The following is a 15,224-nucleotide window of genomic DNA, read 5'->3' as shown; positions in this document are numbered from 1 at the left end:
GCAGCGCCGCTCGAGCCGTTATCGATGCGCGAACCGATCATGAGTGCCGTGAGCGAATACCTGGTACCTAAGTGCGCAATCTGGACGCGTAGAACGAAAGCCGCGCCCGGCACGCCCCGGGTGCTCGTCGTCGACGACTATGTGGATACGGCCGACGCCATCAGCATGGTTCTGGCCGTGTGCGGATTCGATACCGATGCCGTCTACGGCGGCCTCGGCGCAATCGACGCGACCACGCGATGCAAGCCCGAAGTTGTCCTGCTGGATATCTGGATGCCCGACATGTCCGGACTGGAAGTCGCCGCCCGCCTTCGCGCGGACGCGAGTACGTCCGGGACCATCCTTATCGCCCATTCGGCGGCAGCAGGCGAGGCCGATCTGCAACGCGCGAAGCAAGCGGGATTCGACGCGTTTTGCGCGAAGCCGACCGACGCGATGACCTTCGCGCCATTGCTTCGCTACTTCGTACACGGACCCGTTGCCTGAAGAGACGCGCGGCACGCTCGATGCGCGATGCGCAGAACATCGACATCACTGACGAACGGAGGAAAACATGAGCCTACCGCCTTTGGGAAGAAGCCGGTAGTCCGGAAGGTCGCTCAGCCGAATTTTGGATTCAGGCGCAAGAACAGTTGGCAGACGAACCGGGCATGAGCGCTTCCGAGGTCAAGTCGGCTAAAACAGACTCGGGAAGCGCCGCCAAATTTCAAGCAGTCTTGCATCACTGCGCAGCCATCCGATAAAGAGGATGCCTGTTGGCGCCTCTCTCTTTAGCAACGCGCTTAGCCGCGGCTGAACAGATTGGAATGCATCCGGAAAGCGACAGGTAGCGCAGATCGGCGGTCAGGGATTGGGCGCACGCCGCCACACATGTGGATCGAACCCTGCGCCTCTCATCGGAAGGTCGAGTCGAGCGGCAGACGCACGGTAAAAGTTGCGCCCTGTCCGCTTCCTGGACTCGCAACGCCGACCGTCCCGCCGAGCAGGCTCACGATGTTCTTGACGAGCCACAGTCCGAGCCCCAGACCGCCGACGCGGCCGCTCGACTGCGGCGCAATCTGCTGGAAGCGGTCGAATACGTCCGGCAGCGCATCGCGCGCAATGCCGCGCCCCGTGTCGTGAACGGTCAGCACCGCCTGTCCATCGCATGTACTCACCGAAATGGACACGCTGCCCGCGTCCGTGAATTTCACCGCGTTCGTCAGCAGGTTCCAGACGACTTGTTCAAGGCGACTTTCGTCCGCCATGACGATGCACGGCTCAATGTGCGGCGTCTGCAATCGAAGACCCTTGTGCTCCGCGTTCTTGCGGATGTCTTCCACGACGTTGAGCGCGAGCGCACCGATATCCACCGGCTGCAGATGAACTGAGAGCTTGCCGGTAACGACCGCACCGCTATCGAGCAGATCGTCGACCATATGCGACAGCTGGCGGCCGTTGCGGCGGATCGCTTCGCCTGCCCGCGCGACGTGAGACGGATCGGCGACGACCTGTAGCAGTTCGGCCCAGGAGACGATGGCGTTTAGAGGCGAGCGCAACTCGTGGCTGACGGCCGCGATGAAATGATCCATCGTCTTGGCGAGCGCTTCGCTGCGCTCGCGTCCCGAACGTTCCTCTCCGGCCGTCGCGGACAGTTCGAGCTCATGCTCCTTGCGCGACGTGATGTCGAGCGTAAAGCCCATGACCGATTGCATGGTGCCGTCATCCGCGAACTGTCCCGTGCCGCGAATCAGGACCCATCGATGTCCGTGCGTTGTGTCGATGCGTCGTTCGCATTCGAAGCTTCTTTTCTCTTGCAGCGCCTGCCAGTGCTCGGCAATCGGATCGGGCTGTTCGATGAACAGCTTTTCCCGATCCAGTCCGATATTGTCCTGCAAACCGAGATCTACGACGCATTGTTCGCTGCAATGCACCGCGCCCGTTCCGACGTCGATCTCCCACGCGCCGACGCCAGCGAAAGCCAACGCACGTTCGAACCGCACGCGATGATTGTGCAGGCGCTGCTCGGCTTCTCTCGCAAGAATCTGCCGGAGGCGGGCGTGCGAGCGCAGTCGCGCTTTCTCTTGCCGTTCCGTCCGCGTCGCCAGCGTGTGCATCGTGACGTCATCGAAGCGCAGCAGGATGAGCGGCGATTCATCATCGGTCGCGGGAAGATGCGAGACGTGAATCTGCCAGTATCGCGATGGCTGGTCGCACGTCGCGTCGACGCGATCCGCAGTGTCCAGGCTGAAAGCCGGTGAGCGGCGGCGCTGACCCGGGTGAAGATTCGTGACAAGCGCGTGGATCAGATGATCGCATTGGCCCAACGCCGTTTCGGTCTCGCCGAACGTCGCGAGCCATGCACGGTTCGCGAACACGACGCTCAAATACTGATCGAGCATGAGATACGGCTCGATCATGCGGTCGAAGATCGCCCGGTCGGCCGTACCGACAGCGTTTGCTTCCGATGGACGGGAAGTCGAGCCTGTCATCGTAACAGCCGTGATGATGTTGCCGGAGGACGCTTCATCACGAGTGATCCTCTCCTTGTGCGGAGCCCTGCGTGAGTTCAGCGACGGTCTTCAGAAACTGGGCCATCGAAGCGGGCTTTCTGAGCAAGGCATTCCAGAGAACGATGCCCGCAGGTCGAGCCACATGGGCGGACGTGTGCAACACGATAGGGACCGCCGCCCATTCCGGCCGTTCGCGAACGTTCCGGCACAATGCCTCTCCGTCCATGCCGGGCATCATCAGATCGGTGATGAGCAGGTCGGGCACTGAGCGTTGCATCGCGGCAATGGCCTCTCTTCCATCGCGAGCGCGCTCCACCTCGTAGCCGGAATATTCGAGCGCGAAGCTCCACGCTTCGAGTAGATCAGGTTCGTCATCAACGAGAAGGACACGCGTCATGGACAGCTCACAGCCATACAAAAACGGTTGGAATTCCGGCGCGGGACTGACGCACGTGCTCAGAATCCTGCTTGTTCGTCACTTCGGCCGGCCCCGCCACCCGACGGCGCCTCTTTCACCTGCAATGCCACGAGTTCGGTCAGACGAAACGGCGGATAAGGCTTTTGCAGTATCGCCACGAACAACGCCCGATCGGCCGGTTCGACCGCATGCGGAGCCGCGCTGCACAAGACGATCGGAATCTGCCGGAAGTCATCGTCGCTGCTGAGCGCTCGCGCAAGGTCTACGCCTGAACTAACGGGCATCATGAAATCCGTCACGACGAGCGACGGTCTGATGCGCTGAATCGTCTGCAACCCCTCCGCACCGTTCGAAGCAACATGCACGACGTGCCCTGCGTCTTCGAGCAGGAATTTCAGGAAATCGGTAACGAGAGATTCGTCGTCCACGACGACAAGATTAGCCATGCGCGCAGCCTGGCTATCGTCCGCTCGCGTCGTCGCCCAATGCGCCTCGCGCCGTGGACACCGTTCCCGTTACGTGCAGTCCATCGCCGAGTCCGGAAATCCGCACTTCCGCCGTCGAGGTATCGAAGAGGCTGTCGCGAACCTTGAGCACCGAAATGCTCCGTCGCAAAGCGCCGTCTGCCGCCTGATGACGCATCTCGATCACGTTGTCGATCTGGGACAGGATTTCCGGTGATGGATTGGTGCGCCACGGCCCCGACAGCTCTTTCGTCTCCCAGGTACACACCGTCGTCACGCCGATGGCTCGCAGCTCGTTGCTCAACGCCGCGAAAAATTCGACCATGCGATGCGGATCGACGGTTGCGCGTTCGAAACCGGCGAGGCCATCGATGAACAGACGTTGTGCGCGCGTCGTGCGAACCGCGTCGAGCAGTTCGTATGCGAGCTTGTCGAGAAGATTTTCGGTGAGCGGGCGCCACAACATGCACAGCGCCTTCTTTTCGACGAGCATTTGCAGATCGAGACCCAGTGCCTTCGCTTTCGCATAGAGCCGCTCGGGCGTTTCATAGAAACCGAAATGCACGGCCGGCCGCTCGACCGTGGCGCGGTTGAGATAGCCGATTCCGAAGGTCGTCTTGCCGCTGCCGGCGGGTCCCACTACGACGGACATCGAGGCGGCAGGCAAACCGCCGCCGAGCCGTTCGTCGAGCCCGCCCGTACCCGTGGCGACCTTTGTCAACGGAACGGTCTCCTGCGTGGACGGTCGAGCCAGAGTTGCTTCAAGGCGGGGAAACACGGCGATGCCGCGTTCCGAAATCTCATAGAGGTGCAAGCCGCTGAGCGCACGACTGCCGCGGGATTTCGCAACGCGAATGTGACGTACCGTGCGCGAGCCGAACAGGTTTTCCTCGAGATGCAGCACGCCATCGACCATTGTGTGCTCAGGACTGGATTCGTCGATCCGGGCACTGGTCAGAAACAGAACCGTGCAACCGGTAAACGCGGCATGACCTTGCAATTCCGCAACGAAGGTCTTGATGTCCAGATTGGTCTCGCTGCTTTCGCGGGCATTGAGCAATCCGTCGAGCACCAGCATGCTGGCCTGCGTGCGCGCAAGCTCGGAGCGCAGCAACGCGACCAGTGCATCCAGTCCCTTCTCGCGAAGCGTGCGAAAAAGACTGAGGTAGGTCAGATCCTTGCCGAGCCGGCTCGCATCGAAGAAACTCAGCGCCGATAGCGACTGGAACAGCCTGTCGTGCGATTCCGCAAGCAGCGTGATGTAAAGAACCTTGTGTCCCTGACGGGCTTGCGCAAAGGCAATCTGATTGGCAAAGATGGTTTTTCCCGCTCCCGGCCGCCCCTGCACGATATAGGACGAGCCCGCTATCAGTCCGCCGTCGCAGATATCGTCAAGTCCCGGAACTTCGCTGCGTAGCCGCGCGAGTTTGTCCATTGCGTCGATCCATTATGTTGGGTGGCAAGCCGGGGCATCGCTACCCTTTTGCCGCCGCCGTTCCGTACCTGTCGGTTCCCATTCCGCCACTTCAGGTCGGCAGTGTACTCGAAATGACCCCGCGACACGACGCTGCGGCCTTGCGTTCCGCGAGGCTCGACGTCGAGCACATGCGTCTTCCGCGTCGATCATGGCCTTGATTCTCAGCACGATTTCTTCGATCGAAAACGGCTTCGTCAGAAGCTGCACGCCCTCCTCTACCTTGCCGTTGCCGAAAACCAATTTCTCCGCATATCCCGTCATGATGAGCTCTGGCAAGAGAGGCCGGCTCGACCACGCCCGGTCGACCGCCTCTTTCCCGTTCATGTCCGGCATGCCGATAACGCTGAACAGGATATCGATCTCCACGCTCGAATTTGAGGATATTGAGCCCCGGACGAACCGTCGCTCGCTTCGATGAAGTCGAATTGGGCGTCCGTCAGCACTTCGGTGCGGCCCAGGTGAATGTCGGCTTCGTCGTCGACGATGAGTACCGTCGCTCAAGCCAGTCAGCCGCGCAGGCGTCCTTGAAGGGAAACATTGCCGGTGGATCGTAGCGCGCTGCTCGCGAGCTTCGTGCCGCATGTGTTGATCTTCAGGTTGTGCACGGCGCTCCCCCGTGAGACCGGGACGCTCAACGTCGTGTGCAGGGTCTCCTCGAGCTCGGCATTTACTTCGACGGCGGCCCCAAGGTGCGCCATGTCAGATTGAGCATGCCATTGATCAGGCGGTTCGGCGAGATCGCCATCGGATCGAGCGTTTGCCTGCGTGCGAAGGCGAGCCGCCGACGCGTGGGCGCTCCGGCTCGTTGCGTCACATCGTGTGCACGACTCTCCAGTCCTCGGTTGGCGCAGGCAGCGAGCGGAACCCGGGCCTCGCGAAGAGATAGCCTTGCATCAGCGTTACATCGTGCGCGAAGAAGAAATCCCGCTCGCCGCGGGTTTCGATGCCTTCGGCGATCACGCTGATGCCCAGGTCGCGACACATGGACAGCACGCCTCGCACGATGCTCTGCCGCACCGAATCCGTATCGATTCCGCGCACCAGTTCCATGTCGAGCTTGATGAGATCGGGCTGGAATTCAGCGAGCAGCGTGAGGCCTGAGTAGCCCGCGCCGAAATCATCGATGGCGGTCTGAAAGCCAAAGCGTCGATAGGCACGGAATATCTCGACCAGATGCGAACGGCTAATGATGCTCTCGCCTTCGACGGTCTCGAAGATGATGCGATCGCTCGCAAACTGAAACTTTTCGGCTGCCTCGAACGTGCTGCGGATACATGCCTCCGGCTGATAAACCGCGTTCGGCATGAAATTGATCGACAGGTATCCGCTCATGTCGAGCGTTGCGGCCTGTTCGATCGCAACGGTGCGGCAGCGTTGATCGAAATGGTAGCGATTGGCTTCGTCGACCTGTGCAAGCACCGATCCGGCCGATTCGCCGCCGGGGCCGCGCACAAGCGCCTCATGCGCGTACGCGGTGCCCGTCCGCGTATCGACGATCGGTTGGAACGCAAACGCCAGATCGAAGATCTCGTCGGCAGGGATGCGGCAACCTGTGCACTGCCGCGACGAATCGTCGTGCGCGAGTCGGATGGCTGTTTTATCGTTCATGGAGTTTTCGGATCGCGCACTCGGCGCTTTTTTGACTAGTGTTTATCGACTGTAATCGAGACCGGCTTTATATCCGCACGGTATCGCATCTGCGTACGAAAAGCACCGTGCGCATTCACGACATTGACGTCGATAACAAACGGGGCGTCGTTACCAAACAGAGATGTGCAATACAACGTTTGCTCGTCCGCGTTCAGGTTTCGTTCATCCGTTTCCAGTTCGTTCTGATGCCCGAAACAAGCTGACGCGGCGCGGATGTGCCGCCCGAGGTACGCGCGCGAGTCGCGGAGATCAATTGGGTGGAGTCGCTGTATGGGCCAGTCGGGCTCAATACGTCGACTTCGCGCTCAAGGGCAAGCACGATGTGGCTATCGCCCACATGAACGAGACTGCCGGCCGCTCCTTGCCGCGATCGTTCACGCGGCGCAGGTCAAGGCACGCGCGCGAAGCACCTTGAGGCGGTCTGGATGAAAGTTGGTAAAAATGTCGCCGCGCTGTGTATCGCGCGGGTGAACAGCGCATTCACGAGAAGCTAACGCACCACGATCTCGTCGTAAGCCGGGACATACTGTCGGTAGAGCCCATCTGGAACCTCATATCGCTCTCGGAAGTCCGGAATTTCCTCCCGGACCGCCTCGACCAATTCCATCGGACTGGGAAGATGTGCGCTTGCAGCGTTGGGAATCCTCGCGCGTGAGCCAATCGCCCTGGCTCTCTGTTCGCGGGGTGGGCAACAGCGGCGCGCTCAGGCATGACCTCCCTCCCCGTTCTCGTCATCTTCCCACGGGCCTCGTCCTCCTTGCAGGAGGGGTCGTTGTTGAAGGTATTCGAAGACGGCGTGGGATCCGCCTCGGGGAACGCACGCGCGCCGATCCCGGCGCGCAACGCGTGCGTCCGGGCGAGAAACACCTCGTGCCAAGTTGCACATAGGAACTCGAAGGCGAGACGGACCTCGGACAGCGCGTCGGCGAGCAGTGTTTTTTTACGCAACGGCGGAGACATCGAAGCCGGTTTCGGACCGGCACCGTACGTTATCGGCGATGAAGTCGAGCACGAAGACATGCGCGCTTCCTTATAGAGCGCAGCGCCGAAGGTCTCCACTAGCGCGATGACGACGGCCAGTTCCATGCGCGTTGGCTTGGCCGGCGAGGAAGGAATCGCGTTGCCGCGACTGCAAACTCTGGCGACACGCTAACGCAATACTTTAGACTATAAACCATCGGTTTCTCATAGTTGTATTGCATTAGTCTGGGCACCGAGGCGCATGGGTTCGGTCGATAGCACCGTCGACGTAGAACGCACCCACGGACGCGCCTGCGCCCTGCCCGCTTCCGCCCGCATTTCACGATTCACTGCGGGAGGGATAGCTGTGCGCATCGAGCACCTGCTGCACGGTGGAAGCCTTCCGCGAGACGCTCAACTCTGCATCATCGCGGCGTCAGAAGTCCGCATGACGCGGAGCTCTCCTCGATGTTTTTTGCCGCTTGCCTTCGCGCTGCGCACATACTCGACCTTCCCGTACGTCCTTGCATAGCCCCTCAAGAAGGCCATGCTGTTAACGATGCCAGAGAAGGCAGCGCAAGAAATCTCCTTGGTGAGCCATCTGACATTCGCCGGATGCCGAAGTGGCTCCGATTCTGCCTAATTGGTCAACGAATTGATCCGGATGATCTATCTCGCCCACTATCTTCAGGATAGGGCCTTTTGGCGACGCAGACTTGATCATTTCCCCGCGCGCCGAGGCGACGATAGAACGCGTTCTGCAGCACGCCGGAAACTCTCGGGCGTGGACACTCGCCGCCAACGACATACCGTTTTTCGAGGTAGTGCGGCGCCAATCGGATCGTCACCTCGCAAACGCGCCAAGGCATGTTCTTCTAGGCGCGCGTTAGCAACTCGACCGTTTCGTGCCGAGCGATCGAGCGTCACCGCTGCGTGCCGCGGCACCCGGGCAGTGGGCCGACCCAGTGGACGCGCCTACTACGCCAGAAACCGGTTTTTGCCTAACGTATCAATTAGCACGGAATTCGTTCTATTGATACAAATAAGCGTCCGACAGGCATTTTGGGTCCGTTCGGGCCGCAGAACGGTGGCGTGAGATGCGCCCCGGCGCCTGTCTGCGTGAAACAAAGTTCGATTAGGCCTAGAATTTACCAAAGAATGTCTTTTAAAACAGAAGCTTAGATTGACGCGCCATTCCCGCAGCAATGTTTCACACCTAGGCAGCCTTCAAGAGGGCATGAAGTCGCGATACGTGTAGGATTCCAGATGATTTATCCGCGATCATCGTAGTTCCTGTGTTGAAGCGTCCGGTCGAACTAGGCGCGCTGTCTCGCCCCGCTGCTCGGCCGGTGAAGTACGTACGCGTACGAGAGAGCGATTGGCGGGCACGGAGACGGTGCGATGGGCGGAATTCGTCGGGGCCTGGCTTACGATGACTGCTGTTTCCCGCCAGCGCGTACGCCGGCTTGATGTTCGCTGCCTGGTTGCCCTTTGGACTCATATTCTCGCCGAATGTCGCCTTCTGCCGTTCCTTCAGCGCTTTTAACCTCGGTGCGGATCTCCGAGAAATGGGCGAACAAACCGTCCCCGTCATCGGGCGTCATACGGCCCACCCCTTTTGTCCTTAAACCACCCGACCTTACCAGTTGCCGTATTTCCTTATCTCAAAAGTTGACGACGGCGCCACCCTCAGTAGCTCCGGACGCTATCTTGACCCGCTGGCGGGCACCAGGCGGTCGAGAAGATCAAGACGCGACCGCTTCCGGAGTATCAGTCTCAATGCCATTGCATACCCCTAGGCAAACTCGCTCCGCCCTCCCGCGCTTGGCCCCACCGCGCGAGAACGGTATGAACGGCTCCCGTGCGCGGCCTTTGATCAGCCTAGTCGAAGTGCGACTCGTTCGATGGTTGGACCCGCCGCGACGCGCTGGCGACGCCCCTCCACCAGCGGTCGGCGCGAATGGACCAAACCCGGAGCGCGCGGTTGCACATTTGATGAAGTCGCCCGACGGCCGTCTGTCGGTCCGTTGAATGACTGCCAATGACTGGGTCGCGAAGACATGTTCGGCGTCTTGGCGCCACCGGCGGCTCTCGGCCTCTTCGCTGGATGCAGCGTCCGCCGCGAATCCGGTGCCCGACGTAACCACCCTTTTCTCTCGACACGCGCTGTCGGCGCGCTCTGAAAGTCACGATCGGTCCGACGTCTCCGCTGCAGAAGAAGCACTGCTCGCGCAATTCGATCAGTCACTGGCCACACCGTCGAAACTGGCCGCTCTCGCCAGCTCGCGAGACCTGCACCGGGCTGCAAATATCCGCGGGCGGACCCGCCGTACATTCCACGAGTCCATTTTCGCGATCGCCAGTTCCAGCCGACAAGGCTTCCGGAACACCACACCGGCGCGCCCGCGCTTTGTCTGAAAACGCGAATCCCCGGACACGCAGCGGCCATCTTGCACGCCGAGATCGCCGCACTGGTTCCCGCAGCGTGACTTCTTGCACGGCGCTTTGGATCGCCGTTGGTCGCCTGGGACCGCTGCAGAGGTCGTCTGTGTGTCGGAGCCCTAAGAGCGAAGTAGCCTTGGGTCTCGCTCAGGTCGTTCCATCGTGCCGCCGCGATCGCCATCTTAAGCGCTGGTTTGCGAGCGCCCATCGCATGCGCGCGAACCGGCAATGGGTCGATTTTTGGTCGGAGCGATCGGTAGTTGCATTTCTATCGGGGCTATCGCATTGCCTCGCCGCCACGGTCGTTGCAACGTAATCGTCGGTGAAGTGCGCGCCATGGGCGTCATGAGAACGCGCAGGCGGCGGGCGGATGCGACCAACGTCATGCGCACGCTCCTCGCTCTTTCAGGAGTTGACGGAGACCGGCGATGTGCTCCCGTACCGCGCGCGTCACCGGAGGCTTCGTGTGCGTCGGCAGGATCGCACGAGCCTGTGTTTTGCCGAGCGCCTGGCGTTGCGCGTGGGCGAAGCGCTCGAGATCGAGCGCGGTAGCTGGGCGAAGTTTCCCGGAAGCAAGCGCCGTCGCAAACGACGGCATCCATCCGGCGGCCTGGCGACCAATGCGCTCCGTGACGCTGAAGATCGTCAGGGAGTCACCGCTGGCCCCGATCACGAACTGGCGCGCGTCGTTGGCATCGATAAACGTGCAGCCGGCATGTTGGCGGGCAACGGCTTGGGCGTCCACGAGCTGCTGCGCGCGCGCCTGCTCGGCATGGTATTCGGCGTTCCGACGGCGGACCAAGAGGGCGAAATCGACCGGGTTGCGGAGCAGGGCGCGCAAGTAGCTGATCGGTGCCTTCGCGAGCTTAAGGTGGTCCCAGGTGGCTTCCACGACATCAGAGAGGCGCTTGCCGCGCTCACGCGCCTCGCGCATCAGTTTGAAAATCAAGAAATCAAAAAAACCCAGGGTTCGCAGGCGCTGAAGGTCCGCAGGCAATTGGCCCGGTTGTCTCTTTTGAAAAGGAGAAGGGTTTAGATCCTTATATATTCCACCGTCTGCCACATTGGCAGACGGTACAGACAAAGAAGGCTGGGCCGATGCGGGCGCAGTTGTCCGGACGGCTTCGCTCTTGTGCGCGGGGGAGTGCTCAGTGAGCCCGAGGAGAGCTGCGGCATGTTCAGTGAGATGAAGGTAGGCGCGACCAAACAAGCCGGCATCGGCATAGCGGGCCTGGGGACGTCGCTCGATGAGTCCGGCGACCTCGAGATCGTCGAGACTGCGATAGAACGTCCGCATGGATTGCAGCGCGCGGCCGGTGAGGAGCTCACGGCGCGCAAAGATGGCACCGAACGGCTTGGCTGCGTCGACGGTCCGCGCGAGGGCGGAAAGGACGGCACGGGCGCGGGGAGGGATCTGTTCGATGTGCGCGGCGCGAAACGCCGCCCGGAAGATGATCCAAGGGAGGTTGGTCGAGTCACAGCGGAAAGCGGTGAGGGCGGCCGAATCTTCGGGATGTGCTTCACCCTCGCCAGCAACGAAGCGTTGCGCGATAGACATGTCGAGCGATCCATTACGGTAAATGGATGGGTTTCGCTTGACTGTCGATCCTGTTGCGCTACACTCCGGGTTGAGCGTTGTACCCTTTCCGGTTTCCAGCCGGGGAGTGTGGTGCTAGGATTTCCAGCCAAGCCCACGTACGCAAAGGCCCTCAGTTTCCAGCTGGGGGCCTTTGTCTTTCAGGCTTTAACTTTGCATCGGTCTTGGTTTCGTCACGAAAGATCAATAAAAACAGCGGCTTAGAAAGTCGGCTGCATCTGAGGTGTTTTGGTCAAAAGCCTAAGTATCTGATTGCGCACGAGTTTCGTGCCGAAAGTCATTGCTTCAATTTCGACTCGATCAGGGCTTGAATTTCTTTGGCCCATTCGTTCGCACGCTCTGCTTCCACCTTAAGTCGCACACCAATTACGCCGCCACGCGTGGTGATCTCGCAGTAGTTTCTCTTGCCATGCTTTACCACTAGTGTCTCCGCGGGAGGGGGCTTCGTCGCAGGCTTCGCCTGCACGCTCGAAACCGCCTCCTTCTGCGTGTAACGCTCTTCCTTGACCAAGCGCTCGACAGCGTTGATGACTTCCCTCGTTCGCCCTTCTGAGTGCGCGCGGGAAAGCTGAGCGGCGGCGTCGGCGCCCAGTCTGTCAGGGCGCTCTTCGAGGGCGACTTTTGCCTCGGCGGGTAACCCGTCAAACGCGAAGATCTTGCTGACGTGGGATTCCGATAATCCAACCGCCGCGGCTAACTCCTGTTGGGTAAGGGCGTCCGCAGTTTCTTGAAGGCGCTGAAAGTGCCAGTATTTCTCATAGTCGGAGAGGGAGGGCGCGAAGAGATTCGAAAAGAAGGCGAGCCGTTCGGCCTGATCCGGCTCCATCTCCGAAACGATCGAATCGATCTCCTCGATGCCCAGGTCTCGATAGATCGCGACGCGGTTGTTGCCGGCGTTGATGTTCCATTCGCCGTCTTCGCGTGCCTCCAGGATTACGGGGTGCACCAGCGGATACTTGGCCAGGTTTGCTTTTAGTTCGGCGTATTGCTCGGCAGTAAGCTTACGACGGCGCCCAGGAACCTCGTGGAGCTTTGAGATAGGGCGCTTAGCTCGCGCACCCCTGTCCAGCTGCACCTTGAGATCGGCGATCTCTTTGCGTTGCCGTTCCGCGGTTGCTTGCAACTGCATCAATTGACCCGGTGCTGTGCGAGGGGGTACGGGTTGGGCGTCCAAGGCTTTTTCCTTGTCCTCAGCCGTCACCTGAATGTTCTTCGCCCGCGCAGCCTGTTCCTTCATCCATGAAGCCATTGTTACTCCTCTTGTGCCCAGATGGCGCACACCTTGTCATCTACGCGATCGACCAACTGATCTACCGGAGTGCGAATGCGGCGAAGCGTCTCGGCTCCGACATCGCTGGGCCCGAGATCGTAGAAAGTCGAGAAGCGCATATTGGTGTTGCGCGCCAGGTCCGATTCGGGAATCTCGATAGGCACGACGCGCGAACCATAGATCTGCGTAATCCAGCCCTGCAGAATTTGCGCGGCGGGCTTTGACGTCATGCGGGTTACGAGGACGTCGACGAAGTCAAACTCCTTGGCCCGACCATCGTCGAACGCTTGCATCCCGTTGATCAAATCACCGAACAGGTGCCAGAACTGCACCATCGACGCAAAACTCAGCATGTCTGGCACGACCGGCACAATAACTCCGTCGGCCGCAAAAATCGCATTGATTGTGAGGTAGCTCAGGGTCGGCGCGGTATCGACGATGATGTAGTCGTAGGTATCCTTCAGTTGCGCCAATCCGTCATGCAACACCTGTTCAAAGCGAACCTCCCCGTCACTGGCTGCCCGTGCGGGCAACATGAATTCCGCATTGAACAGCTCGGTAGAGGACGGGATGATGTCTACGTTGGGCCAGTAAGTCGGGACGGGGAGGGTGGTCATATCGAACGGCTGGCCCTCGAGATAAGCCTCGATCAAGGGCATGACGGTTTGAGATGAATCAACCTCGGCGTGAGGATTGATGCCATACAACGTGCTTGCGCTTCCCTGTGGGTCAAGATCGATGTGCAAGACGCGGCGACCTCGGCGCATCGAAAGACCTTGGGCGAGAAGGGTGGAGGTCGTGGTTTTTGTCACCCCGCCCTTGAAATTCGCCACAACGATAACCTTCGCCGGACCGTTGCGGGGGAGGGGATTGCGTTCTGAGCGGATCCATGCAATCGTCTCTTCGACCGTGAACTGGCGTGGGGAGCCCGCCTTGGCTTGCGTGCCTGCGGGGAGCTCACCTTTCTTGAGAACGTAGCCCATGCGCTGCTTGTCGATACCACACATCTCCTGCAGTCGAGAAGACGAGATAATGGGCGGCACTTTTCGAGGAAAGGGCTCGAGCATCTCATCGCGGATTTTCTGCAGCATGCCGTCCGACAGTTTCGCCAGGTGCATGAGATCAGCGCCCGTCGTTTTCCCTGCCTTTAGCTTTTTGATGGTGTCCATCGTTCTACCCGTAGCGTCCAGTGGACCGATTCAGAATATTTCGACCCATCCGGTCGAATTGGTCGAAGCTTAGTCGTTGCGAAAAGTAAACGCAAGTTAACTTTTCGGTTTACGACTCGTCGCAGCGTCCGGCCGGCGGGGCTTCCGCGCGAATATCTAGAAAAAAGGTGAAGTCGTGACTCGGCTTCCGTGAGTGTTCTTGAGGTGTCCACAGAGAGCGCGCCCGCCGAAATTCGCGCAATCATGCAGATGTCTGCCAGCTTGCTGCGTTTGAGCGCGCATACGATCGCAACCTGTGCAACTAACCGTCTAGCGCCGATCGCAGTGCAGATCGCCCGCCGCGCGAAGACGGGCGACTCCGCGGGTCGCGGACCGGCTCTCTTCGCTTCGCTCTCCGGGTCTGTAGGCCCGGCCCTTCGACAACGATCCCCTGGCGCGCTACGACGGAACGGCTTCGCCCTGGCTGCGCGGTATTCGCAAAAATTCTTCGTAAAGGCGCGGGAAAAATTCGGGTGATCCTCCTTTTCTCTCCCAGATCTTGCAGCTTGCCTCTGCGGTCATCGCCCGAGGATCGTTGGGTGCATGGGCGCGATCCATCGACCCCGAGACCTGAAGGAAAGGCGATGAAAGCGAAAACAACATCCCTCTGTGCGACATCTACAGCCGAGTGACCGACAAAATCCATCGCTGACCTCGAACGAGGCGTCAGGCCCGAGTCAAGCGTTGGACAGCAACAAACGTCGGTGACCGCATCACGCTCCCCGTGCGTCATAACGGCGTCCTGAGCAGCTCGACGAAGGCTCTCTGACCAATGGCGAGAACACGTCCAAGCAAGCAAGAGCGCTTGGCGCCAACGTACATAAGAACGAGCACGGAGCCTTTACGCATGCAAGCAAACTGACTAAGAGCGACTTCAATGTCGGGCAGATCGAGAACCTGCCTGCGGAATACGGCGCCAAACCTGAGCGTGTCGAAACGGAGCCATTCAAACTCTTCGAGCATGCAGAAGTGTTCATTACCCACACTCGCGCTGTGATTCGTGAGCAGAAAAGCCGCGGTGAATCGGGCAGTTATTTTGCATGCAGATGGACGCTTCGTGTGTCGAGCTGCCCGCATGCTCACGCCAGGCATGGCTACCCCGGTTCAAGGCCAGGTGCCGAAGCTCACGGCCGCAAACAGTCGTTCTTCTCGCAGCGAATGATCGAGGAGGAGATCGACGCGATCGGAGAAATCTGGCCTTCGCGCGCAAGGCTGTCCGAGATTCGAACTAGCGGGCTCGAACAGG

General features: G+C 60.1%; 12 protein-coding genes and 2 pseudogenes. 3 read left to right on the top strand and 11 right to left on the bottom strand.

Translation table 11 applies throughout. The features are described 5' to 3' along the window. Nucleotides 1-486 (top strand): response regulator (locus tag AWB76_RS23625; protein WP_244173429.1); only part of this gene is annotated, 486 nt, incomplete at its 5' end. A gap of 83 nt (nucleotides 487-569) precedes the next feature. After that, a pseudogene (locus AWB76_RS43080) lies at nucleotides 570-743 on the top strand (DUF2934 domain-containing protein); the annotation flags it as partial. Nucleotides 744-893: 150 nt separating this feature from the next. On the opposite strand, the gene AWB76_RS23620 reads toward AWB76_RS43080, so the two are convergent. The 7 genes and pseudogenes from AWB76_RS23620 to AWB76_RS41675 form a co-directional block, all read right to left on the bottom strand. Beyond that, complete coding sequence (locus tag AWB76_RS23620; RefSeq protein ID WP_061162554.1) at nucleotides 894-2,471, bottom strand: sensor histidine kinase; 1,578 nt, start codon at nucleotides 2,469-2,471, stop codon at nucleotides 894-896. A gap of 37 nt (nucleotides 2,472-2,508) precedes the next feature. Next, nucleotides 2,509-2,889 carry a response regulator gene (locus AWB76_RS23615; RefSeq protein ID WP_061162553.1) on the bottom strand — a complete coding sequence of 127 codons (381 nt, stop codon included), beginning with the start codon at nucleotides 2,887-2,889 and terminating at the stop codon, nucleotides 2,509-2,511. Nucleotides 2,890-2,948: 59 nt separating this feature from the next. Then, nucleotides 2,949-3,356, bottom strand: coding sequence for a response regulator (locus AWB76_RS23610; RefSeq protein ID WP_061162552.1), 408 nt, complete (start codon nucleotides 3,354-3,356; stop codon nucleotides 2,949-2,951). Between the two features lie 13 nt (nucleotides 3,357-3,369). Further along, a complete protein-coding gene (locus tag AWB76_RS23605; RefSeq protein WP_061162551.1) occupies nucleotides 3,370-4,809 on the bottom strand; it encodes an ATPase domain-containing protein in 1,440 nt (479 codons plus the stop codon). A 12-nt stretch (nucleotides 4,810-4,821) separates the two neighbouring features. Continuing rightward, complete coding sequence (locus AWB76_RS23600; protein WP_061162550.1) at nucleotides 4,822-5,217, bottom strand: response regulator; 396 nt, start codon at nucleotides 5,215-5,217, stop codon at nucleotides 4,822-4,824. Nucleotides 5,218-5,661: 444 nt separating this feature from the next. Further along, the gene (locus tag AWB76_RS23590) at nucleotides 5,662-6,459 is read right to left on the bottom strand and encodes an EAL domain-containing protein (RefSeq protein WP_061162548.1); all 798 of its coding nucleotides are present in this window, start codon (nucleotides 6,457-6,459) and stop codon (nucleotides 5,662-5,664) included. A gap of 2,464 nt (nucleotides 6,460-8,923) precedes the next feature. Then, a pseudogene (locus AWB76_RS41675) lies at nucleotides 8,924-9,108 on the bottom strand (cold shock domain-containing protein); the annotation flags it as partial. A 384-nt stretch (nucleotides 9,109-9,492) separates the two neighbouring features. Here AWB76_RS41675 and AWB76_RS41075 point away from each other — a divergent pair. Next, nucleotides 9,493-9,879: a hypothetical protein gene (locus tag AWB76_RS41075; RefSeq protein WP_157696184.1), complete on the top strand. Its 387-nt coding sequence runs from the start codon at nucleotides 9,493-9,495 to the stop codon at nucleotides 9,877-9,879. Nucleotides 9,880-10,285: 406 nt separating this feature from the next. Here AWB76_RS41075 and AWB76_RS23580 read toward each other — a convergent pair whose 3' ends face one another. From AWB76_RS23580 to AWB76_RS23565, 4 genes are all read right to left on the bottom strand, one after another. Next, complete coding sequence (locus tag AWB76_RS23580) at nucleotides 10,286-11,461, bottom strand: hypothetical protein (protein ID WP_061162546.1); 1,176 nt, start codon at nucleotides 11,459-11,461, stop codon at nucleotides 10,286-10,288. A gap of 316 nt (nucleotides 11,462-11,777) precedes the next feature. Next, nucleotides 11,778-12,749, bottom strand: coding sequence for a ParB/RepB/Spo0J family partition protein (locus AWB76_RS23575; RefSeq protein ID WP_061162545.1), 972 nt, complete (start codon nucleotides 12,747-12,749; stop codon nucleotides 11,778-11,780). Between the two features lie 2 nt (nucleotides 12,750-12,751). After that, nucleotides 12,752-13,939: a ParA family protein gene (locus AWB76_RS23570; protein WP_061162544.1), complete on the bottom strand. Its 1,188-nt coding sequence runs from the start codon at nucleotides 13,937-13,939 to the stop codon at nucleotides 12,752-12,754. A gap of 768 nt (nucleotides 13,940-14,707) precedes the next feature. Then, a complete protein-coding gene (locus tag AWB76_RS23565; protein ID WP_061162543.1) occupies nucleotides 14,708-14,941 on the bottom strand; it encodes a hypothetical protein in 234 nt (77 codons plus the stop codon). Nucleotides 14,942-15,224: the final 283 nt, after the last annotated feature.

It is taken from the genome of Caballeronia temeraria (genome assembly GCF_001544795.2).
In the GTDB taxonomy this organism is placed as follows: Bacteria; Pseudomonadota; Gammaproteobacteria; order Burkholderiales; family Burkholderiaceae; genus Caballeronia; species Caballeronia temeraria.
This window is presented reverse-complemented; position numbering and strand designations above follow the sequence as displayed.